Raw genomic sequence first — 22,146 nt, forward strand, 5'->3', positions numbered from 1 at the left:
GATAAATAGAGTAGCCTGAAAGCTCAAACGGGATGAAATGCCGGCATCGACTGCGCGCACGGGAGCGGTTCAACGCCCCTGCTCGACGAGCAATGCTGCGGCGCAATCGGGCCATGTAGAATGTCCGAACAATGCATTGGAGGCTTGATTTGCTCCGGCTTCTGATTGGCGTCTTCGCATTGATCGCATTGAGCGGAACCGGCCTGTCCGATCAACCGCTGGAAATCAAGATCGGCTACATTCATCAAGCCCCATCCCGGATCAGGATATCCCTGATCGACGTACCGGCCGCCAATGATGGCCTTGCCGGCGCGCAATTGGCGATCGACGACGATAACGCCACCGGACGCTTCCTCAACCAGCGGTACACCCTGCTCGAGAAATTGGTCGGCGAGAACGACGATCCGGTCGCGGCCATGAATTCGCTCGCCGACCAGGGAGCGTCATTCATCGTAACGAGCCTTGACGCGGACCGGCTGCTGAAGACCGCGGATGCCGGCAAGGCGCGCGGCGAGACGTTCATCAATGCATTTGCGCTGGATGAACGCCTGCGTGAGCAGGATTGCCGCGCCAATGTGATTCATGTCGCGCCGACGCGTTCCATGCTCGCCGACGGGCTTGCGCAGTACCTGGTCTGGAAGAAGTGGCGCAAATGGATGCTGATCGTAGGATCCCACGAAAAGGATGGGCTGTTCGCTGACGCGCTACGTCACGCCGCGACACGCTTCGGCGCCAAGATCGTTGATGAGCGGGTGTTCAAGGACAACGGCGGAGCGCGGCGGACCGACAGCGGCGTCGCCGAGATTCAGCAGCAGATGCCGGTCGTAACGCAAGGCGCGTCCGACCACGATGTGCTGGTTGCGGCCGATGAAAGCGAGGTCTTTGCGGGCTATCTGCCGTATCGGACATGGGATCCTCGTCCGGTCGCGGGCTCCGCCGGACTCGTTCCTACCACATGGGATGCGGCGTTCGATCAATGGGGTGCCGTGCAGTTGCAGAACCGGTTTACAAAAACGTTCCAGCGCTCGATGACGGCGCATGACATGCAGGTTTGGACGGCGGTTCGCATGATCGGCGAAGCCGCGGCCAGATCCAGCTCCGGCGAGCCCGGCAAGATGCTAGCTTATATGAAAAGCCCGGAATTCTCAGTTGCCGCCTTCAAAGGGCAAAAACTGACACTGCGCGACTGGAACCTGCAGTTGCGGCAGCCAATCCTGTTGTTCGACGGCAGGAACACGGTATCCGTGTCGCCCCAAGACGGTTTCCTTCATCAGGTATCGACGCTCGATACGCTTGGTTTGGATCGTCCGGAAACCAAGTGCACGCTGAAGTGACGATTGCTGTCCTTCAAGACCAGCATCAAACCGCTCCATGCTTCGCGATATAAAGATCTGGGCGCGCGGCCTGGTACGGGACGTTCACGCACTCTACCTCGCCGCACACGATCCCCGTGTGCCCTGGTATGCCAAGGTGCTCGCGGCCGCCGTCGCGGGCTATGCGCTGTCACCGATCGATCTCATTCCAGATTTCATTCCGGTCCTGGGATACGCCGACGACCTGATCATCGTGCCGCTCGGCATCTGGCTGGTCGTACGGTTGATACCGGAAGAGGTCATGGCGGAGTATCGCGTCAAGGCCAAGGCGGCCGAACAGCGTCCCCGCAACCGGACCGCGGCGATCATTATCATTACGATCTGGATTCTTGCCGCGGCCACGCTGTGTTGGGCCGCGTTTACCCGCTGGGTCAGTTGAGCGAAGCTCCTATTTATCGTTGGTTCCGACGTTCAGCCGATCATTCCGAGATGTCGAGGACGCAATGTCTGCTTGCGCCGCCTCGGCGGGAGTTCTATCCTCGCCAGAGGCGGAAAACCGCCATGACATGCGGGAGGAGATCTAAGATGGCTTGGAAGACTCCAAAAATCGTCGAAGTACCGGTCGGCATGGAAATCAACATGTACGCCTGTGCGGTTCGCAAATAGAAGACTGTATTAATTCCACATTCCGACAGAAGCGACCACCGGTTGTGCGATGCACTTTGTCGTGCGGATGTGTGCGACTGCAGGTCGCAAGGTTCGATGGTGGTTTTCTTGATGACGCTGGCCGCGTCATGGGTTTCTCCCAACTGTTGCCTCGTCCTGCCCTCTTTGTGGACGAGACATTTTTTCAACCACTGCCGTTCCTAAACGCGACTGGACGTTTCCGACGAGGGAATTTTAAAACGTTGGGAGCCTGCCGTTCGGATAGGCGCTGTAACGCGGTTTCGGATACGAGTCGGCCACGATAACTGACCTGGATGAAGATCGCTGCCTTGCAGCAACCCGATTCGTACCTCCCTCTGACGGTTGGATTTGAAACGAAGGTTTCCGCATGAAAGGCCCTGCTTTTGAAAAAGGGGAGATACAAAACACTGGCCTGTGAAGTCAGCCGCTTTCATTTTCTGATAGCATCTCGCGACGCCGTGCCAGCTACAGCAACTCAATTGAAAAAAGACACAGGAGGGACGCGGGACACGTCGAAAATCAGGAGGTCGTAAAGGTGACGTCTGCAGTTGCTCGTTGTGCAGATTCTCAAGAAGTGAGTCAGCGCGAAGAGAAACTTAAACCACGGCGGTGAGCGGCAGAGAAATATGTTCTCGCTCGCGCCGGTTAGACATCAGCAGCTTATGAAGAGCGAGGAACGATCATGATCAAGGTAAAAATTAACGGCCATGAACAAAATTGGGACGGTGACCCGGATCTTCCGCTACTCTGGTTTCTCCGCGATGAAGTCGGGTTGACGGGCACTAAATTTGGTTGCGGCCAGGCGCTCTGCGGCGCCTGCACCGTGATCGTCGACAAGCAGGCGGTGCGCGCCTGTATCACCTCGGTTTCCGACGTCGTCGGCCGGGAAGTGACCACGATCGAAGGTCTCCATCCCACCGGCGATCACGCGGTTCAGAAGGCCTGGCGTCAGGTCAACGTCCCGCAATGCGGCTTCTGCCAGTCCGGCCAGATCATGCAGGCCGCAGCACTGCTCGCAGAAAATCCCAAACCCGACCATGATCAGATACGCGAAGCGATGGCTGGCAACATCTGCCGCTGCGGCTGTTACCAGCGTATCGAAAACGCGATTCATCTCGCTTCGACGGGAGTATGATCATGAACATCATCACAAATCCCGACAAGCTCCGCGGCTTTGCAAAGCACATCAAGGTGGAGAAGGTTTCTCGCCGCGCTATTCTCAAGAGCCTTGGCATTGCGGGCGGGCTCGTGCTTGCCGCGCCGGTAATGTCGCGTCAGGCATTCGCCTATGAGACCGGCGCCGGAAAGATGCCGCATGGCACGGTGGTCGACCCACGCGTCTTCGTCGCCATCGCGCCGGATGGCATCGTGACCATCGTGGCGCATCGTTCTGAAATGGGAACGGGTGTTCGGACCAGCCTGCCGTTGATTGTGGCCGAAGAGATGGAGGCCGACTGGTCGCGCGTAAAGGTGCAGCAGGCGCACGGCGACGAGGTCAAGTACGGCAATCAGGATACCGACGGATCGCGCAGCACGCGCCACTATTTGATCCCGATGCGCGAGATCGGCGCGTCGGCAAGGGTCATGCTCGAATCCGCGGCCGCCAAACGTTGGAACGTGCCGGCGACCGAGGTCAAGGCCGTCAACCATGAAGTGGTTCATTCCGCCAGCGGCCGTCGTCTCGGGTTCGGCGAACTGGCTGCCGATGCGGCAAAGGAATCGGTGCCCAATGTCGAAGGTCTGAAATTGAAAGACCCGAAGGACTTCCGCTACCTCGGCAAAGGCGAGATCAGCATTGTCGACCTTCGTGACATCACCGTGGGCACGGCGCATTACGGGACCGACACGCGTCTTCCCGGCATGAAATACGCCGTGATCGCACGGCCGCCGGTGACCGGCGGCAAGCTGGTGTCGTTCGATTCAACTGACGCGATGAAGGTCTCCGGTGTCGAAAAGGTCATCGAGGTCAAGGGATGGCCGTGGCCGTCCAAATTCCAGCCGCTTGGTGGCGTGGCCGTGATTGCGCGCAACACCGGGGCTGCGATCAAGGGCCGCGACGCGTTGAAAGTCGTCTGGGATGACGGCGCCAACGCCAAATACGAGTCGGCCGCCTATCGAGCCGAACTTGAGGAAGCCTCACGCAAGCCCGGGCTGGTCGTGCGCAAGGAAGGCGACGTCGACGCCGCCTTAAAGAGCGCCGACAAGGTCATTGTCGGTGAGTACTATCTGCCCCACCTCGCCCATGTCAGCATGGAGCCACCCGTCGCGGTCGCAGACGTTAGGGGTGACAAGGCCGAGATCTGGGCCCCCGTGCAAAGCCCCGGCGGCACGCGCGAAGACGTCGCCAAAACCCTCGGCATCCCCGAAGACAACGTGACCGTCAATGTCACGCTGCTCGGCGGTGGATTCGGGCGCAAATCGAAGTGCGATTTCGCGCTTGAAGCCGCTCTGCTTTCAAAGGCGCTCGGAGCGCCGGTGAAAGTGCAGTGGACACGGGAAGACGACGTTCGTCACGACTTCCTTCACACAGTTTCCGTGGAACGCATCGAGGCCGGTCTCGACAAGAACGGCAAGGTGATTGCATGGCGGCACCGCAGCGTTGCACCCAGCATCGCCTCGACATTTGCCGCCAACACGGTGCATGAGGCGGCCTTCGAACTCGGCATGGGACTGATCGACATGCCGTTCGAGATCGCCAACGTCCAATGCGAGAATCCGGAAGCGGCCGCTCATACCCGGATCGGCTGGTTCCGTTCGGTGTCGAATATCCCACGCGCCTTCGCCGTGCAGTCCATGGTCGGCGAGCTCGCGCATGCCACCAACCGCGATCAGAAGGATATGCTGCTCGAGCTCATCGGCTCTCCGCGGATCGTCAGCCTCGCTTCCGTGAAAGATCCCTGGAACTATGGCGAGCCCTATGACAGCTATCCGATCGATACCGCACGTCTTCGCAAGGTAGTCGAGGTCGTCGCGGACAAGGGCGGATGGGGACGGACTGTGCCCAAAGGACACGGCCTTGGTATTGCCGTGCATAGGAGCTTCGTCAGCTATATCGCGACCATCATCGAGGTGTCGATTGACGACAAGGGTAAGCTCACGGTGCCCCGGGTCGATACCGCCATCGATTGCGGAACTTACGTCAACCCGGAGCGCATCCAGTCCCAGATCGAAGGCGCCGCGATCATGGGGCTGAGCCTTGCCAAATATGGCGAGATCACCTTCAAGGACGGCAAGGTGCAACAGGGTAACTTTGACGACTTCCCGGTGATCCGAATGGACGAGGCCCCGCTCGTGACCAACGTCCACATCGTACCGCCCGGCCCCGATACTCCGCCGAGCGGCGTCGGCGAACCGGGCGTGCCGCCGTTCGCGCCGGCACTGATCAACGCCATCTTTGCCGCAACGGGCAAACGCATCCGCGCGCTGCCGATCGGCAAGCAACTGGAGGCGTGAAGTGGAACGTTAGACCACACAGGTCGTTGCCATCGATCTGACCGACAGGAGCCAGATCGATGAACCACAAATTTATGGTGCTAAAACCTATGGCGCTGGCGGTATCGCTACTGTCGAGCGTCTTTCTTTTGAACGTGCAAGCAGCCAAGGCCCAGTCAGCCACCTCGCCAGGCGCCACCGCAACCCGGCCCGCGAAGGCGCCGCCGGAGCAAACGTCTATCCCAAACAATAGCCCACCGGCCACGACAACCCAGACCACGGGCGAGGCTAATCAAGATGCCACCGTCAAGAAAATGAACGAAGACGAGAAGCAGAAGGTGGATACCAAGGGCAAATAGCCCGAGAGGTTAGACTAAAATGAAAGCGGCGGACCTTTGGGTCCGCCGCTTTTTTCTTGCGCCGCGTTAATCGCCCGAAAGAAATTGCGCCCGGCGATCACTTCTTGACGGCGAACACCCAAACGACGCCGCCCTGAGGCACGTTATTTTCGATCCCGACGTTATCGCCGGCCAGCGCGTCCTGGATGCGCTGTGCATCGACGCCCCAACCGGATTGAATGGCGATATATTCGGTACCATCCACTTCATAGGCCATCGGCATGCCCATGATTCCCGAGTTGGTCTTCTGCTCCCAAAGCACTTCACCTGTCTTGGCATCGAAGGCCCGGAAATACCGGTCGTTGGTGCCTCCGGCAAAGACGAGATCGCCCGCGGTCGCCGTCACCGAACCGAACATCTGCGACTTGGCGAAGTTGTGCGACCATGCCTTCTTGCCGGTGGCCGGATCCCACGCCTGCAGCTCGCCGAAATGATCGGCGCCGGGACGCACCGACAGGCCGATATCTTCGGGCTTGGTCCCGAGCCAAAGCTGGCCGGGAACCAGTGGCACTTTCTCGCCGGTAAAGCCGCCGCAGAAATTCTCGTTGGCGGGAACGTAGACCAATCCGGTTTTCTGGCTATAGGCTGCGGACGGCCAATCCTTGCCGCCCCACAAAGACGGACAGAAATCAACCCGCTTGCCGAGCGTGGGTTTATGGTCGGGATCGACGATCGGCTTGCCGGTCTCCGCTTCGATGCCTTTCCAGACATCGGTATGAACGAAAGGCCAGCCCGCGACGTAATTGATCCGGTCGGGTTTACGCTCCAGTACCCAGAAGATCGCATCGCGTCCCGGATGGATCAGGCTCTTGAAAGAGCGGCCATCCCTCTGCAGGTCGATCAGCATGGGCGCATCCACCTCGTCCCAATCCCATGAATCATTTTGATGGTACTGGTGGAATGCCTTGATCTTGCCGGTATCGGGATCGAGCCCGAGCACGGAGCTCGTATAGAGGTTGTCACCGGGGTGGAGTCCACCGGGCCAGGGTGCGGCGTTGCCGACGCCCCAATAAATCGTCTTGGTGTCCGTGTCGTAGGTACCGGTCATCCAGGCGGATCCGCCGCCCGATTTCCAATCGTCTCCGCTCCACGTGTCATGGCCGGGTTCGCCTTCGCCGGGGATGGTGAAAGTCCGCCATAGTTCCTTGCCATCGTTGGCGTCGAACGCGACGACGTAGCCACGAACGCCAAACTCGCCACCGGATCCACCGACGACAACTTTTCCGTCAACGATCAACGGCATCAGGGTCATGTACTGACCCTTCTTGTAGTCCTGGACCTTCTTGTCCCAGACCACCTTGCCGGTCTTGGCGTCGAGCGCGACGACATGATCGTCCGTCGTGGCGAGATATAATTTGTCCTGCCACAATCCGACGCCGCGGCTGGTCGGGTGCAATTGAAAGAGATCATCGGGAAGCTGGCGTTTGTACCGCCAGTACTCGTCGCCGGTCTTGGCGTTAAGGGCGATCACCTGCCCCATCGGCGTGGCGACGAACATCACGCCATTGTTGACGATCGGCGGCGCCTCGTGTCCTTCGATAACCCCGGTGGAGAAGGTCCACACCGGTGTCAGGCCTTTGACGTTGGAGGTGTTGATCTGGTCGAGCGGGCTATAGCCCTGCCCGTCATAAGTCCGTCGATAAAGCATCCAGTTGCCGGGTTCTGGATTTTCGAGACGGCTGGATGTCACCGGGCTGTAATTCTCGATCGGGCCGGCGACGGCGGCGGTAGAAATAAGGCAAGTGAACGCGACAAAGCTCGACAATAGCCACTGCTTCTTGGTCATGGACGCTACCTCCCTGTTTCGTTGTTTTTCACCCAATTTTATGGTTGTGCAGAAATCCAATATGACGGCGCCACCGTCACCCTGGCTGAGCACCTACCTTTCCAACAAATGTTGCAGCCACGACGAGCGAACCGTCGGTAATCACCAACGGCAACGCCGCCAGGCGCCGGGGCGCGGGCCCGAACACGACTTCGGCGCCTTGCCGGGGATCATATTCGGAATTGTGGCAGACGCATTTGAAAACGTCCTTGTCGCCGTTTTCCGCTTTTACCCAGGCGGTGACAGGACATCCCGCATGCGCACAAATGGCTGAATAGGCGACGATGCCGTCGGCCGAATGCGCGCGCGTTTCATCGTCAAGTTCGCCCGGATCAAGTTTGACTATCAGGAGCTCGTTCAACCGCGAGCCTTTGCGGATCACAGACGTTTTCGGATCCTTTGGCCAGGCGTGCACCGGAGGCCCGCCGGACTTTAAATCCCCGGGCTTGATGACTTCGCCGGCATGGTCCCCTTCGGTGAAAACGAGCAGATCAGCCTTTTGCGGTCGCTCATCACTGCCGGGCTGATCCTCGTCCGCGGCGGCCACATTGGCCGTCGCCAGGCAGGCGCCACTCGCGAGCGCCGCCAGGATCAGCGAGCGCCGCGTCTGATCCGGACAGAGCATGGCTGTCTTCGGTTCTGCGACACCAAATGAGATCGACGTTGCAATGTCGTGCTTGGATTTAGACATGACGCAAACAGAGCGCCGAAACTCGGCCAAAAAAAGGGCGACCCACGACTCCCGCGTTTTGATTCATGCGCTTCTCATCCAATATTTAAGTTGAGAGAGAACCAACGTCGCAAAAAGCCTCCACGCATCAGACCACAGCCACGAAAAACAACAGCATGTCCATTTCGCAGGCCAGATCGAATGTCTTTGAATTTGTGCGACGCATTATAAAACGCGAGACGAAATTAGTTTGTATACCAGGCGGTCCGAGCCGCGCTGAATCGGTGCGACGATTGTCCTGAGTTCGCCTGGACACACGATCCCGCTCACGAGCATGCGCGTCGTGGAGTGACGACGTGATCAACGATCCGAAGTGCCAACGGCCTTTTCGACTGGACTCCGGCCATCCCGAATGTACCGGGCATCCCATGACGCCCATTCGATCAACGGGCTGGGCGGCCGAACGAATTTGCCCGCGAAACCAGCCAAATCCAGCTGAATTCAGCCCATCATGATGGCCCCGACATCCTCGGATCAGGGGTTTCGTTAGGAGCTATTTTATCAATTGGCGTTAATCTTTTCGGAATTTCCGCTTCCGCGCGACGGCTGCGGTTCCAAGAAAAGGTGCGCGATGCTGGGCAATTTGCGAATCTCCTCCAAGCTCTTGATTATGGTTGGCTTATCGGTGCTCGGCATCGCCATGGTCGCCTTCGTCGGTCTCTCCAATCTCAGAAGCAACCTGCTGGAGGATCGCAAAGCCAAGCTGCACGACGTCGTGCTGCTCGCCAGGCAGGCGGTCGATCTTGATTACCAGGCTTCGAAGAAAGCCGGCCTTTCCGATGCGGAAGCCCTGGAAAAAGGAAAAGCGCTGCTGCGCACGCTGCGCTTCGGCAAAGACGATTATTTCTACGCTTTCAACGCGCAGGGGCTGGTACAGGCCCACCCAAGTCCGAATGTCGAGAACAAGAATCTGTATAACGCGCCTGACTCCGATGGCGTGTTCTTCACGCGGCAGCAGATCGAGCTGGCCGCCCAGGGTGGCGGCTTTGTGGCGTACCGCTTTCCACGTGCCGGCGGCACCGAGCCACTGCCGAAAATATCCTATGCCACCGAATTCAAGCCATATGGCTGGACGATCGGCGGCGGCATCTATCTCGATGATATCGATGCGATCTTCTGGCAGCAGGTATGGTCGATCGGCACGCTGGTCGGAGTGGCATTGCTGCTGGTCGTCGGCATGTCCCTCCTACTCGGGCGCAGCATCGTCGGACCGATCACGGGAATGACCGCGGCAATGCGCAAGATCGCCGCAGGCGAAACCGCGACCGTCATCCCGGCGCAAGAGCGCCGAGATGAGGTCGGCGCGATGGCGCAGTCCGTTCAGGTGTTCAAGGACAACATGATCGAAGCCGTGCGGCTGCGCGGCGAGCAAGACGAACTGAAAAAGAAAGCCGAAACCGAGAAACACGGTCTTCTCGGCAAAATGGCTGATGATTTCGAGCACAGCGTCCGTGGCTCGCTCGATGCTCTCGCCGGGGCGGCAGTCGAACTGCGTACGACCTCGAACAGCATGTCTACCACCGCCGGAGAGGCCAGCCAGCAGGCCACCACCGTCGCCGCAGTGGCCGAGCAGGCGTCCGCGAATGTGCAAACCGTTGCGGCGGCCACCGAGGAACTCTCGTCGTCAGTATCCGAAATCGGACGACAGGTCGCTCAATCGACCCGAATTGCCGGGCAAGCGGTCGAAGAGGCAAATCGCACCAATCTCACCGTGCAGGGCCTGTCGGCCGCGGCGCAGAAGATCGGTGATGTCGTCAAGCTGATCAACGATATCGCCAGCCAAACCAACCTGCTGGCTTTGAATGCGACCATCGAAGCCGCGCGGGCCGGCGAAGCCGGCAAGGGCTTCGCCGTGGTGGCGAGCGAGGTCAAGTCGCTCGCCAGCCAGACGGCAAAAGCGACGGAAGACATCTCAGCCCAGGTCGCGGCCATGCAAGGCGCGACCACGGATGCCGTGCAAGCGATCGAAAACATCGGCGGAACGATCGGCGCGATCAACGAAATCACCACCGCAATCGCCTCGGCTGTCGAAGAACAGGGTTCCGCCACCAAGGAAATCGCCCGCAATGTCCAGGAAGCCGCGCAGGGAACCAGCATGGTTTCCGGCAACATCGGCAGCGTCACTCGGGCCGCGGGCGAAACCGGCACGGCTGCAGGCCGGGTCCTGGCCTCGGCGGAAGAGCTCAACGAGCAAGCCGCGATGTTGAGATCGAAGGTCGACGGCTTCCTCGTGAATATCCGCGCCGCATAAAAGCGTCATATTGTCCTCGGCCTTTAGTGCTGATGTTCGGGCGACAGCGATTGATGGGCTGGTGAAAGTGGTGGCGACGCAACGGCGCCGCCACCATGACACAACTGCTACGAGCCGGAAGAGTGAACCATCTTCGGACTCCCATGTGGGCGTGTCATCAATGAGATGACGCGCCAAGGCAACCGAAGCTCCCAGCTTCTTCGTTCAGGTCGAAATCGACGAAAGCACATCGAGGCAATGCTTCCTCGGTGGTACCCCGACCAACCATCATATCTGGATCCGTGCCGACATCAGAGCAGGCCGCCCGCGGCGCCCGGAGACGATCGTCAGCATTCATCCGGGTCTGCCAAAGAATTCGCCGCAGTCCGACACAAAATATCGATAATCGGAACGATAAACTGGAATAGTGTGTTGAACGCTGTGACCTGCAAACAGGAGAGATCGAATGAGTGCCTTAAGTAAAGTTAAAGAGCATATGGAGGTCATCGGTGCCGACGGAGCGCATGTAGGAACGGTGGACAAGGTCGAAAGCGGCCGGATCAAGCTGACGAAGGCCGATAGCGGCGAAGGACACCATAGAGGACACCATCATTTCATCTCGGCGGCGTTGATTGCGGAAGTCGAGGGAAACAAGGTTCGGTTATCGGCAAACGGCGACGTCGCTGTCACATTCGAGGAAGAAAAATAGCACACCACCGCTGCTGCAGCCTGCTCCATAGTATTCGCCCATAATATTTCGGCCCCTGCGACGGTCGCGCCAAGATCGCGGCCGCCGCGTGCTGTGGCGATCGGCCTCGTCTATCGCCGGCGCGGCCCTTGCGCTATTTTGAAACTCCGTGTTGGATTTTTTCGAGCCGCCGGCGCTCCAGGCGCTGGCTAACGGGTCGTAAAATGACGAACCGCGTATTGGTGTTTTACGGGTCCTATCGTGCCGACCGGGTGGGCATCCGCTTAGCCGATTACATCGTCGCACGTCTTCGCGAGCGCGGCGACGATGTCGAATTGGTCGACGCGAAATCGGTCGGTCTGCCGATACTCGACCGAATGTACAAGGAATATGCTCCCGGCAAGGCGCCCGAGAACATGCGCCGCCTCGCAGAAATGATCCGCGCCGCCGACGCTTTCGTGTTTGTTACCGGCGAATATAATTGGGGAGTGCAGCCCGGGCTGAAGAATCTGACCGATCATTTCCTGGAAGAATGGTTCTGGCGTCCGGCGGCGATAGCGAGCTACTCGGCCGGCCGGATTTCGGGGGCAAGGGCGGCCCTGTCCTGGCACGGGACCCTGTCGGAGATGGGGATGGTCGTGATCTCCAGCACGCTTGCCGTGGGGCCAATCGCGGAGGCTTTGTCTCCGGACGGCTCCCCGTCGGGGGAAACCGGCCAGATTCTCGACCGCAGCTTTACCAGGTTTGCCGACGACCTCGCATGGTGGGCGGAAGCCGCCAAGCTGCAAAGAACCCGCAAACACCCGCCCTATTGATCGTACCTTAGGGAGCCGGCGTCCCGGCGACGATACGCCAGGCCGAGATTCACTTGCTCTATTTCAGGGCTTCCCTGGCCTCAAGCAGCTGCTCAAGTTCCCTGGTCTGTTCGGCGATGCGATCGGAAACCCTCGCTTCATCGCCTGCTCCGGATTGCGCGGCAGCTTGCTCGATAAGCTGGCGGATATTGTCCCGCAATATTGCAATCCGATCATCCATCTCGGAAGCTGAAAGTTCGTCTGTCATCGTGACCTCTCGATTCGATTACGGCGGCGGTCTGGATCGTCCCGTGGCACTCGAGTGCACCCGGAAGATTTTCAGAGCGACGCGCATGCGTCAATCCATTCCGATCGCTGGCACCCTGAAACTGCGCCTAAGCCATACGCTTTGAGGTGGGCTCGACGAGAGTCAACTTGCTGAATGGCACGCCGGCTTTCAAAAGACCCTCACGATAATGGGCGATGTCGGCCGGCGTTTTCCAATGGAAGTTCCTGAGATGCCGTTCAACAGTGAAGCCTGGAAAGCTACTCAATAAAACGCCGGCCGCCTTTTCCGCTTCCACCGTTCGCTCCAATTGCGCCAGAGCCGCGGCGCGCACCGCGAGGACCTGAAGATGGTTGGGATTCAAATACAGGGCTTCACGCGCCCAGGACAGCGAGGCGTCATATTGTCCCAGAAGATAGTGGCTGAACGCGTTCAACGCCGTCCATTGATACCGGGGGTCGCTATTGCCGCGCTGCGCCGCGGTCGAAAATAGCTCGATTGCCTCTCGGTGCTCGCCGACAACGAGGTGACATATTCCTAGAACGCCGCGAGCGCCCATGTCATACGGGTTTAACTCGACCGCCTTGTTTGCCGCATCCAGCGCAGCCTCGTAATGTCCCTGCATCGCGTGCATATAGGCCAAAATCGAAAATGCGAATGACGAACGAGGATCGAGCCTGACGCTGGTCTCTGCCAGGCTCATCGCCTCGATCCACAATTCGCCGGTACTCCTGATCCATCCATATTGCACGCTCTGCACCATGATGGTGGCGAGATAGGCGTGAGCAATCGAAAGCGAAGGATCGAGCGCAATGGCCTCCCTGAACAGCGCAATCGAGGCTTCAAAATCGGCTTTTGTCTGCTGATAGTAGCGAGAAAGCCCCCGTAAAAACCGATCCCACGCGGTTAAATCGGTGGAGGGCGATCGAGCTGGCGCGAAAGCTTCCGCACGATAGATTTCGGGAGCCAATGCAGCGCACAGATGCGCGGTGATTTCATCCTGCATCGCGAACAGATCGCCGATGTCCCGGTCATATCGACCGGTCCATAATTGCTCACCATTCTCAGGAGCTATCAATTCGGCGGTTACACGAATTTTAGTGCCCGCCCGCCGTACTGAACCTTGAATCAAATAGGTCGCGTCAATCTCCCGCGCGATGAGGCGCGTGCTCAGACTTTTTCCTTTGAACGAAAAAGTCGAATTTCGGCTCAGCACCCGATAAAAGGATTGCAAGGACAGAGCGTGGATCAAGTCCTCGGTGAGCCCGTCAGAAAAATATTCGTCGGTGGCATCGCTGAGATTTGCGAAAGGAAGCACGCCCACAATCGCCGTTCGATATTGGGCCGGCAGGTTTGAAGTGGTCTTGGGCTCCCGGCTGCGGGCCTCGGATCCGCCCGGCTCCCAAGCCCAGACATTTACCAACTCTTCGATGTTCTTCAAACGGTGAGCGCCAGCATCGGCAAGGCGGGCGCTGAGATGCTTGTTAGCCTCGTCATAGGCCTTTGCCGAAACCGCCACGCCGCCCGGGGCGGCAACCGCTTCCAGCCGGACGGCCACGTTCACGCCATCCCCGAATACTTCGTTTTCGTCAACGATGACGTCTCCCATATGAACGCCCAGCCGGAAGTGCATGGCACGGTCTGCGGGGAGATGGTTGTTCCGTTCCGCCATCAGCACCTGCATCGCGATCGCAGACTCAATCGCTTCCACGATGCTTGGAAACTCCAGCAGGAAACCGTCGCCGGTGTTCTTCACAACCCGGCCGCCATGATTGAGAATGATCGGATATATCGCGCTACGATGGGCCTTGAACGCGGCGTGTGTACCCGCCTCGTCGGCCCCCATCATCCGCGAATAGCCGGCGACGTCTGCGCAGACAATGGCGGCTAGGCGTCTCTCCATCTCCTGTGCTCCCGAACTGGCAGATACCACGGTACGTGGTCGACCGACCGAATCCAATGGTCTTAAAATACACGGCTTCCGGCAGAAGCCGGATCGAAACCAGTGGTAATACAATCCGCTTGGGATTGGCAGGGGTTGGCCGCCACTCTCGATGGAGATGGCTAACCGGAAAATTCTTGGGACGGCTTATGGCAGCGACTTCGACGGGGTTTTAGAAGGACTGGAGCCTGCTGCCACGATGCCGCACTTGGGGGACGTTGCCCATTTCGCAGCGCGCTCCAAGGCTGTGGCGCGTCCGGGAAACTCAAATGGCCCGCTAGGGCGCCAGATACTGCATCAGCTTCGGATCGGCCCGCACCTGCGCTGCCGGCCCTGTAAGTGCTACTCTTCCACGATCCAGTACATAGGCCACGCTGGCGACTCGTAACGCCAGATCCAGATGCTGTTCGACGATGACGACCGCGATCTCTCTGGCCAATAGAACAAGGCGGTCCGTAATCTCTTCGATCACGCCGATCCAGACACCTTCCGTCGGTTCGTCCAGCAACAATATTCGCGGGTCCGATAGCAGCGCCCGTCCGATCGCCAGCATCTTGCGTTCGCCGCCTGATAGCGTGCCGGCGATCTGATCCATCCGCTGGCCGAGTTTTGGAAAGATCTCCAGAACCCGATTCACGGCCTGGCTGTCACGGTTTGTCAGCGCCCCAACGGCAAGATTGTCGCGCACCGAGAGCCGCCCAAACACAGAATGCTCCTGCGGAACGTATCCGAACCCGGCGCGAATGCGCTGCTCGGTCGGCAGCCGCCCGACATCACGGCCGTCCAGCGTCACGGAGCCGCCTAGCAACGGCAACTCTCCGATGATGGCCTTCATCAACGTGGTCTTGCCGGCGCCGTTGCGGCCGAGGATCGCAACGCCACCTCGCCATGGCGCGGTCATGGTGACGCCAAACAAGACCTGACTGCGGCCATAACCGGCATCGAGATTCTGGATTTCGAGGTATTTGTCGTCAGGCACGGCGGAGATAGACCTCCTGGACCTTGGGGCTCGACTGGATGTGCGGCACCGAGCCGCAATCGAGCACGCTGCCTTGATCGAGCACGGTCAGCCGATCGCAGATATCACGGATAAAATCGAGATCGTGCTCGACGATGACAAGCGAGCACCGCTTCTTGATGGGCTGCAGCAATTCGCCGGTGACGCGCCGTTCTTCCAGACTCATGCCGCCGGTTGGCTCATCCAGCAAGAGTAATCTCGGCTCCGGCGCCAGCGCCATGGCAATTTCAAGCCATTGCTGCTGACCGTGAGAGAGCGCGGAGGCTGGATCCGCCGCCTGATCGACAAGGCGGAATTGCTCAAGCATGGCCATGACACGGTCGTGCAACACGCCACGTGTCCGCGAAAACAACAGGCTGGGCAGCGACGTCTGCGCCTGCAGCGCGAGCAGAACATTGTCATACAGCGTCAACGTCGGCAGCACGCTGGTGATCTGGAACTTCAGACTCATGCCGGCACGCGCCCGCTCCGCGGGAGGAGCCTGCGTAATATCGCGTCCGCCGAACGTCACCGTGCCGGTCGTCGGGACTTCCGCGCCGGCGACGCATTTCATCAGCGTGCTCTTGCCGGAGCCGTTCGGTCCGATCAGGCCGTGAAACTCGTTCTCCGCAACCGTGAGTTCGGCACCGTTCAAGGCCGTCAGCTTGCCGAATATCTTGGTGATGCCGCGGGCTTCAAGGAGAGCCATGGCGTCCCTCCTTTGGCGGGCGACCGAAACTGCCCACCCGCCCGCGCTCGCTGAGAACCAGGCTGATCAGCCCGGCCGGACGAAACAGGATCACCAGCAGCAGCAATATGCCAAGGATGATCGGCCAAATGTCCTGGTAATTGTTCGACAGCCAGAAACTGACTGCCTCGATGACGACGGTGCCGATCACCGCTCCGATCAGTGTCCCGGCGCCGCCGAACAGGACATACAGCACGACTTGCGTCGACATCACCACGCCCAGCATATTCGGCCAGACGAAGCCCTCGTGGAAAGCATAGAGGCTGCCGGCCAACCCTGCGATGGCGCCCGCGAACGAAAAGATGATCGCCTTGAGGCGCTGCACCCGATAGCCAAAAAACGTGATGCGCTGCTCATTTTCGCGCAAGCCCGCGAGAGCCAATCCGAATTGCGATCCGACCAGAAAGCGGCACAGCAGGTAGACCAGCAACAGAATGCCCAGTGCGAGATAATAAAACACCGGCCCCTCGTCGAGGTCATAACTGCCGATGCTGATGGGCGGGATCGAGGGAATGCCGTTCTGGCCGCCAAGATAGTACCAGCCCCGCGCCAGCCGATCCAAGGCATACGATCCGGTCAGCGTGCCCAATGAGACGAAAATGACGCTGGATTGGTGCCTGCCCAGCAGCAGAAAGCCCCCGAGCAGCAAAGCGAATGCGAACCCGATCAACAGGCCAGCCGGCAACACGACAAAGATCGACGTCACGCCAAGATCACGCGCGATCAGCGCCACGCCGTACCCGGCCGAACCGAAGAACACGGCCTGCCCGAAGCTCATGATTCCGGCGTACCCCCACACCAGATCGAACGAGAGTGCGAACAGGCAGAGGATCATGACCCGGGTGGCGTAGATGGTCAGGTAATCCTGCAGGACGAGCGGCAGCAGTGCCCCGATCGCGAGCACCGCGATTTCCATGACCGGCAGGAGTTGCCATCGGCGAGTACGAGCAACACGAACAGGAAGTCTCAGCTCAGTCGGTGTCGTTTCTGTCATCAAGTTGCCAGCACATTAGCTCCAGGGCCACGACACGGCTTGCTGCCGGTGCGATACGTTCAGCATTCCTTGGGATCGACGAGACCGGCGCTGCGCGCGACAATCTCGTAGTTGCCGCCCTTGGCAACCGCCGTGTACATCTTCATTTTGCAATGCCGCTTGCCAGGAACCATTTCGGCGGGCCCTCCGGGGCCCTCGGCGATCTTGGCATGATCCAGCGCCGCGGCAACCGAATCCCGGTCAACCTTGCCGGCCTCCTTGACCGCGGCTTCCCAGAGCTTGAGGCCGCGATAGGTGCCGGTTGCAGCACTTCCCGCCGCGAACAGGAACGTACCTGGAAATTGCTTGTCATAGGCGGCCTGGATCTTGGCGCTGACCGGATCTTCCGGGGTCAGCGCCTTGAAGTAATCGAGGCAGCTCGCCAGCCCCTCGATCTCGGCCGGCTGATTGATGCTCAGGGTGTTCTCGTCGTAATAGACGCAGGACAGCCGACCGCCGTTTTTCAGAAATCCGGCTTCATAGAGCTGCTTGAAGAACGGGCCTACTCCCGGCGGGATCACGGTGTTGAACACCACATCCACCTTGTTGGAGATGATCCGGTTCACCGTCGCGCTGAAATCGATCTGGTCGAGCGGATAATATTCTTCAAACACCACCTCGCCGCCATTGGCTTCGATCACCTTGCGCGCATAGACGTTCAGCGTGTGCGGCCAGACGTAATTGGCGCTGGGCAGCGCGAACTTCTTGCCGCCGTTCTTGATCAGCCAGGGAATGAATTCATCGCACTGCTGCGCCGGCGTCGGTCCGGTGCAGAACAGATAGGGCGTGCATTCCTTGCCCTCGTAAAGTTGCGGATAAATATACAGCGTCTTGCCGCGCGCGACGATCACGTCCTTGATCGCGTTGCGCATCGAACTGGTGACGCCTCCCAGCACGAGATCGACCTTGTCGCGCTGGATCAGCTTGCGGACGTTGCCGACAGCCACCGACTCATTCGATGCGGTGTCCTCGATGAACAGCTCCAGCGGCCGGCCGAGCAATCCGCCCGCGTCATTGATTTCCTTCACCACCATTCTCGCGACATTGGCGTCGGCATTCCCGGCGTAGCCGATCGGGCCGGTCAAATCGGTGGCGATGCCGACCTTGATGGGGTCGGAGGCGGCGTTCGCCCAGTCCGGACGAATGACCCAGCTGCCGACACCGGTTGCAAGCGCGGTGCTCGCAAAGGCAAAATTGGAGAGAAAGCGGCGCCGGCTCTGTTGGTTGTGATGGCTGGACATCGGACTAAACCCCTCTTCCTGAAACGAGGCCTTGCGGCCGGAACTTGATGAACACAATCGCGAGAACGAACACGAGGACGTCGGCGATAACCGGCGGGATGATCCACGGCAGAGCAGCCGCGAGCGTGCCGATGATACCGGCGCCGACCACCGGCCCCGCGAATGAGCCGACGCCGCCGACCATAACAGCCACAAAACCCTGAATCAGAAAGCGCAGGCCGAGATCGGCGAACAGCGAGAACACCGGAACAATCAGCGCCCCGGCGAGGCCCGCCAGGGCGGCCCCGAATGCAAAGGTCGCACCGTAGATCGCGCTGGTCGAAATTCCGGATGCGCGAGCGAGTGACGGATTTTCCAGTGACGCCCGGATTCGCAACCCGAACGCCGTACGCGCCAGCAGCAGATAACTGGATGCCATGACCAGCGCGGTGATGACGATGATCACGAGCCGCCAGGAGGAAAAATGCATGGCGCCGAGATTGACCGATCCGCCGACCGGTTCCGGGATCGAAATATACAGGCCCCCGATTAGGCCGCGCACGATCTCCCGGATGATCAGCCCGAGCGCGTAGGTGCCGAGCATCGCGACGATCGGCGCCGCATAAAATCGCCGCACCACCAGACGCTCCAGCACAAAGCCGAGGGCTCCGACCGCGAATGGAGCAACCGCCATTCCGACCCAGACCGGCGCGCCCGCATTATGCACGACATAAGTGATGTATGCGCCGAGCAAAACGAATTCGCCCTGCGCAAAATTGAAAATGCCCATCATGCTGGCGATAATTCCAAGCCCCAGCACGACCAGAACGACGATTGAGCCGAAGCTCATAATCTCGAACAAGGCGGTGATCAGATTATCCATGCGGCATCACCAGCAACCCCTCAGCCTCCGGCTACATTGTTTTCCAGTCGCCGGACTGTTCAAAGGCGTGCGCGGCACGATAGATCATCGGCTCGTCGAAATGCCGGCCGATCAGCATCAAGCCGACCGGGAGTCCGTCCACCATGCCGCATGGCAGCGACATCGCCGGGTGGTGCGTGATATCGAACGGCGCGGTATTCGTGATCATTTCGAACGCGCGTCCGACCTGCTCCTCGCGGCTGGCTCCCGGAGCGGGCAAAGGCGTTGCCTTCATCGGCGTCGTCGGCATCAGCAGCAGATCGTAGGTTGCGAGCGCCTTGTCGTAAGCCGCCGTCAGCCGGCGCGACATGTTGACGGCCTTGCCGTAATAGCGCGGACCGAAATTGTTGTTGATGTAGGTGCCGAGCATCAGCATCATCTTCGTGGTCTCGGACAGTGAATCCGCCTGCCCGCGCCAGCCGCGGTGAAAATCCATCAGCGAGGTCGAATAGAGGTCCGAGCGGCTGAGCCCGTAGCCGTCGCCATACATCATGGTCTGGGTCATCCCCTCGGTGCCAATCGGCGTCCAGATCGCCGGCGCCAGCATATGCATCGGGATGGAAATTTCCTCGACGGTGGCGCCGAGGCTAGCCAATCGCTTCGCCGCTTCCTTGACACTCTCGTTCACGGACGCTTCGGCACCTACCTGCTCGAAACCTTCCTTGACGATGCCGATCTTCAGACCCTGGACTCCCTCACGCAGCGCCTTGGTGTATTCCTGCACCTTCGGCGCCTTTATCCGGGGATCGTAACCGTCGTCGCCCGCCAGCACCTCGAGCAGCAGCGCATTGTCGGCAACGTTCGCGGTCATAGGCCCGGTGTGATCGATGAAAATCTCGATCGGCATGATGCCGGTATATGGCACCAGGCCCCAAGTCGGCTTCATGCCATAGATGCCACTGAAGGATGACGGCATTCGTATCGAACCGCCCTGATCGCCGCCGATTGCCATGTCGACTTCGCCGAGCGCGACCACGACGGCGCTGCCGGAGGACGACCCGCCCGCGGAGAAGCCCATCTTGTGCGGATTATGCACCGGGCCGGTCGAATTGGTGTGGCTGCCCCCGGACATGCAAAACGACTCGCAATGAACCTTGCCGGCAATTTCGGCGCCGGCGTCCAGCATTCGCGTGACAATGGTCGCATCGAAATCCGGAATGAAGCCTTCGAGCGTCGAGGAACCGTTCATCATCGGCACTCCGGCCAGCATGATGTTGTCCTTCAGCGCAACGACCTTGCCTTTCAGCTTGCCGCTTGCGGCGCCTTTGACCGTGGATCTTCGGTACCACGCATTGCGCGGATTTTCCTCGGGCCCCGGCCGATAGCCCGGCGTCCGCGGATATTTAACGACCGGGACTTCGTCCGGCATCGCCGCGACGGCATTATACGCATCCACCGAACCCTGCATCAGTCCACGAAAAGAAGTCACGTCTTCATCGGTCAATGCCAGGCCGCAATAGTCGGCGACGTCACGCAGTTGATCGGGAGTTGGAAGCGTTACTGACATGATGTCTCTCCTGTTTCTTGACTGCATGAGAAGTTGCCGGCCCGGCCATCGCAGCGCGCCGACGTCATTTGGCTACGACTAAAGGGCGGCATATCCCGTTTGGTTCACTAGAAACGGAAATGTTTTCCTTTTCAAGTATTATTTCATGGCCTTGCCGCTCTGCAACCGCCCGGCGTGACGTCAGAATCGTTTGATCAGCTGAAAATCGAGACCATCGGCCTCGGCAAGATAGATCGGCATCGAAGCACTCCCGCGGCGAACGCCGATGCGGCCTCTCGCACCGACATAGTCCACGTTCATCGCAGTTGAGAGCAGCGGCTTGATGGCCAACGTTCCCGCCTGCGATGCGACCGTGTCGAGAAACCGGAGCCCCTCATAGTTCGACTGCCCGACGGAGCCAGGCGGCGGCGCGTAGCGGCCGTATGACGCCTGGTATTGGCAACGAAACGCATCGTTTTCGCGGGAGGCCATATCCACGAAATACCCGGATGCGCAAAAAAGATTTTCGGTGTTATCGGCTCCGATTCCAAGCAGGACGGTTTCATCCATCGCGCCTGCCAGCCGAAGCATTTTCGATGCCAAACCCTGCTCGGCAAAGGCGCGATTGAAGACAATGCTGTCGGTGCCGATCAACGAAATAAGAACGACATCCGGCTTGGCGGCGCGGATTCGCGCGAGGTGCGCGCTGTGATCGTGCTCGCCCATCCGGACAAATTCTTCGCCGACGACACTGCCGCCGGCATCAGCGATATATTTCTTGGTCGCGCGGTGGGATAGCCAGGGCCAGACGTAGTCGCTGCCGATCAGGTACCATCGCGACGCTCTCTTGGCGCTCGCCAGCCACTCGATCGCAGGGCGCGATTGCGCCCGCGGCGTTTCGCCGATCGCCATCACGCCCGGCGTCCGTTCTCCACCCTCGTAAACGGGCGTGTAGACATAGGGAATGCGGCCTGCGACGACTTTTCGGAGCGCAACCCTGACCGCGCTGATGTGCGATCCCATGATGATATCGGCCTCCTCGGACGCGACCACGTCCGATGCGGTCCGCACGACATCCTCGATGCTGCCTCCGGTATCATGGAAGACGATCTCGATTTCGCGCCCCAGGATGCCGCCGCGACGGTTGATCTCCGAAGCTGCCAGCAATGTGCTGTTGGTGGCGGACGGCCCCCAGATGCCGGCGGGACCGGTCAGCGAAGCGAAGTTGGCGATCCGAAGCTTCTTGCGGTCGCGGCGCTGCCGAAAAGCATCCGGCTGCGGCGTCTGCGGAAAGCTCTCGCCGCCCGAGCCGGGCAAGCCCTTCAGCAGCCAATCTGGCGGCATCACCAGACCGCCGGCCTTTCCAATGTGCGTGGTCGAGAGCACTTCGCTCTCCTTTCGGCTTAGGTCGGCAC

The 22,146-nt window shown here is 59.7% G+C and carries 20 protein-coding genes; 9 read left to right on the forward strand and 11 right to left on the reverse strand.

The annotated features are described in order from the left end of the window. Positions 1–149 precede the first annotated feature (149 nt). The 6 genes from BLV09_RS14645 to BLV09_RS14670 all read left to right on the forward strand — a co-directional run bounded on the left by BLV09_RS14645 (position 150) and on the right by BLV09_RS14670 (position 5,791). The gene (locus BLV09_RS14645) at positions 150–1,334 is read left to right on the forward strand and encodes an ABC transporter substrate-binding protein (protein WP_174556542.1); all 1,185 of its coding nucleotides are present in this window, start codon (positions 150–152) and stop codon (positions 1,332–1,334) included. 37 nt (positions 1,335–1,371) lie between these two features. Further along, positions 1,372–1,752 carry a YkvA family protein gene (locus tag BLV09_RS14650; protein WP_146687833.1) on the forward strand — a complete coding sequence of 127 codons (381 nt, stop codon included), beginning with the start codon at positions 1,372–1,374 and terminating at the stop codon, positions 1,750–1,752. 146 nt (positions 1,753–1,898) lie between these two features. After that, positions 1,899–1,979, forward strand: coding sequence for a pyrroloquinoline quinone precursor peptide PqqA (pqqA, locus tag BLV09_RS14655; RefSeq protein WP_100380386.1), 81 nt, complete (start codon positions 1,899–1,901; stop codon positions 1,977–1,979). 703 nt (positions 1,980–2,682) lie between these two features. Further along, a complete protein-coding gene (locus tag BLV09_RS14660) occupies positions 2,683–3,135 on the forward strand; it encodes a (2Fe-2S)-binding protein (RefSeq protein ID WP_100380385.1) in 453 nt (150 codons plus the stop codon). A 2-nt stretch (positions 3,136–3,137) separates the two neighbouring features. After that, positions 3,138–5,453, forward strand: a complete 2,316-nt coding sequence (locus tag BLV09_RS14665; RefSeq protein ID WP_146687834.1) for a xanthine dehydrogenase family protein molybdopterin-binding subunit — start codon at positions 3,138–3,140, stop codon at positions 5,451–5,453. 59 nt (positions 5,454–5,512) lie between these two features. Then, positions 5,513–5,791, forward strand: a complete 279-nt coding sequence (locus BLV09_RS14670; RefSeq protein WP_244549092.1) for a hypothetical protein — start codon at positions 5,513–5,515, stop codon at positions 5,789–5,791. A gap of 97 nt (positions 5,792–5,888) precedes the next feature. Here the strand turns inward: BLV09_RS14670 and BLV09_RS14675 are convergent, their stop codons facing one another. Both BLV09_RS14675 and BLV09_RS14680 read right to left on the reverse strand, forming a co-directional pair. Next, positions 5,889–7,616 carry a methanol/ethanol family PQQ-dependent dehydrogenase gene (locus tag BLV09_RS14675; protein ID WP_146687835.1) on the reverse strand — a complete coding sequence of 576 codons (1,728 nt, stop codon included), beginning with the start codon at positions 7,614–7,616 and terminating at the stop codon, positions 5,889–5,891. Between the two features lie 76 nt (positions 7,617–7,692). Beyond that, on the reverse strand, positions 7,693–8,346 hold the full coding sequence (locus tag BLV09_RS14680; protein WP_100380383.1) for a ubiquinol-cytochrome c reductase iron-sulfur subunit: 654 nt from the start codon (positions 8,344–8,346) through the stop codon (positions 7,693–7,695). 649 nt (positions 8,347–8,995) lie between these two features. Between BLV09_RS14680 and BLV09_RS14685 the strand changes: the two genes are divergently transcribed. From BLV09_RS14685 to BLV09_RS14695, 3 genes are all read left to right on the forward strand, one after another. After that, positions 8,996–10,636: a methyl-accepting chemotaxis protein gene (locus BLV09_RS14685; protein ID WP_167558728.1), complete on the forward strand. Its 1,641-nt coding sequence runs from the start codon at positions 8,996–8,998 to the stop codon at positions 10,634–10,636. Between the two features lie 445 nt (positions 10,637–11,081). After that, positions 11,082–11,324, forward strand: coding sequence for a DUF2171 domain-containing protein (locus BLV09_RS14690; protein ID WP_100380381.1), 243 nt, complete (start codon positions 11,082–11,084; stop codon positions 11,322–11,324). Positions 11,325–11,527: 203 nt separating this feature from the next. Continuing rightward, on the forward strand, positions 11,528–12,118 hold the full coding sequence (locus BLV09_RS14695; protein WP_146687837.1) for an NADPH-dependent FMN reductase: 591 nt from the start codon (positions 11,528–11,530) through the stop codon (positions 12,116–12,118). Positions 12,119–12,176: 58 nt separating this feature from the next. Here the strand turns inward: BLV09_RS14695 and BLV09_RS14700 are convergent, their stop codons facing one another. The 9 genes from BLV09_RS14700 to BLV09_RS14740 all read right to left on the reverse strand — a co-directional run bounded on the left by BLV09_RS14700 (position 12,177) and on the right by BLV09_RS14740 (position 22,117). Further along, the gene (locus BLV09_RS14700) at positions 12,177–12,365 is read right to left on the reverse strand and encodes a hypothetical protein (protein WP_100380379.1); all 189 of its coding nucleotides are present in this window, start codon (positions 12,363–12,365) and stop codon (positions 12,177–12,179) included. Positions 12,366–12,492: 127 nt separating this feature from the next. Next, positions 12,493–14,286: an adenylate/guanylate cyclase domain-containing protein gene (locus BLV09_RS14705; protein WP_146691127.1), complete on the reverse strand. Its 1,794-nt coding sequence runs from the start codon at positions 14,284–14,286 to the stop codon at positions 12,493–12,495. Between the two features lie 316 nt (positions 14,287–14,602). Next, on the reverse strand, positions 14,603–15,226 hold the full coding sequence (locus BLV09_RS14710) for an ABC transporter ATP-binding protein (RefSeq protein WP_433994424.1): 624 nt from the start codon (positions 15,224–15,226) through the stop codon (positions 14,603–14,605). 70 nt (positions 15,227–15,296) lie between these two features. After that, positions 15,297–16,031 carry an ABC transporter ATP-binding protein gene (locus BLV09_RS14715; protein WP_100380376.1) on the reverse strand — a complete coding sequence of 245 codons (735 nt, stop codon included), beginning with the start codon at positions 16,029–16,031 and terminating at the stop codon, positions 15,297–15,299. Continuing rightward, positions 16,018–17,064 carry a branched-chain amino acid ABC transporter permease gene (locus tag BLV09_RS14720; protein WP_146687839.1) on the reverse strand — a complete coding sequence of 349 codons (1,047 nt, stop codon included), beginning with the start codon at positions 17,062–17,064 and terminating at the stop codon, positions 16,018–16,020. The genes BLV09_RS14715 and BLV09_RS14720 overlap by 14 nt, the downstream gene beginning before the upstream one ends. Positions 17,065–17,123: 59 nt before the next feature. After that, positions 17,124–18,344: a substrate-binding protein gene (locus BLV09_RS14725; RefSeq protein WP_100380374.1), complete on the reverse strand. Its 1,221-nt coding sequence runs from the start codon at positions 18,342–18,344 to the stop codon at positions 17,124–17,126. Between the two features lie 4 nt (positions 18,345–18,348). Then, a complete protein-coding gene (locus tag BLV09_RS14730) occupies positions 18,349–19,206 on the reverse strand; it encodes a branched-chain amino acid ABC transporter permease (RefSeq protein WP_100380373.1) in 858 nt (285 codons plus the stop codon). Between the two features lie 31 nt (positions 19,207–19,237). Continuing rightward, positions 19,238–20,752 carry an amidase gene (locus tag BLV09_RS14735; RefSeq protein WP_146687840.1) on the reverse strand — a complete coding sequence of 505 codons (1,515 nt, stop codon included), beginning with the start codon at positions 20,750–20,752 and terminating at the stop codon, positions 19,238–19,240. Positions 20,753–20,932: 180 nt separating this feature from the next. After that, a complete protein-coding gene (locus BLV09_RS14740) occupies positions 20,933–22,117 on the reverse strand; it encodes a substrate-binding domain-containing protein (protein ID WP_244549093.1) in 1,185 nt (394 codons plus the stop codon). Positions 22,118–22,146: the final 29 nt, after the last annotated feature.

The organism is Bradyrhizobium canariense, assembly GCF_900105125.1.
Classification (GTDB): domain Bacteria; phylum Pseudomonadota; class Alphaproteobacteria; order Rhizobiales; family Xanthobacteraceae; genus Bradyrhizobium; species Bradyrhizobium canariense_A.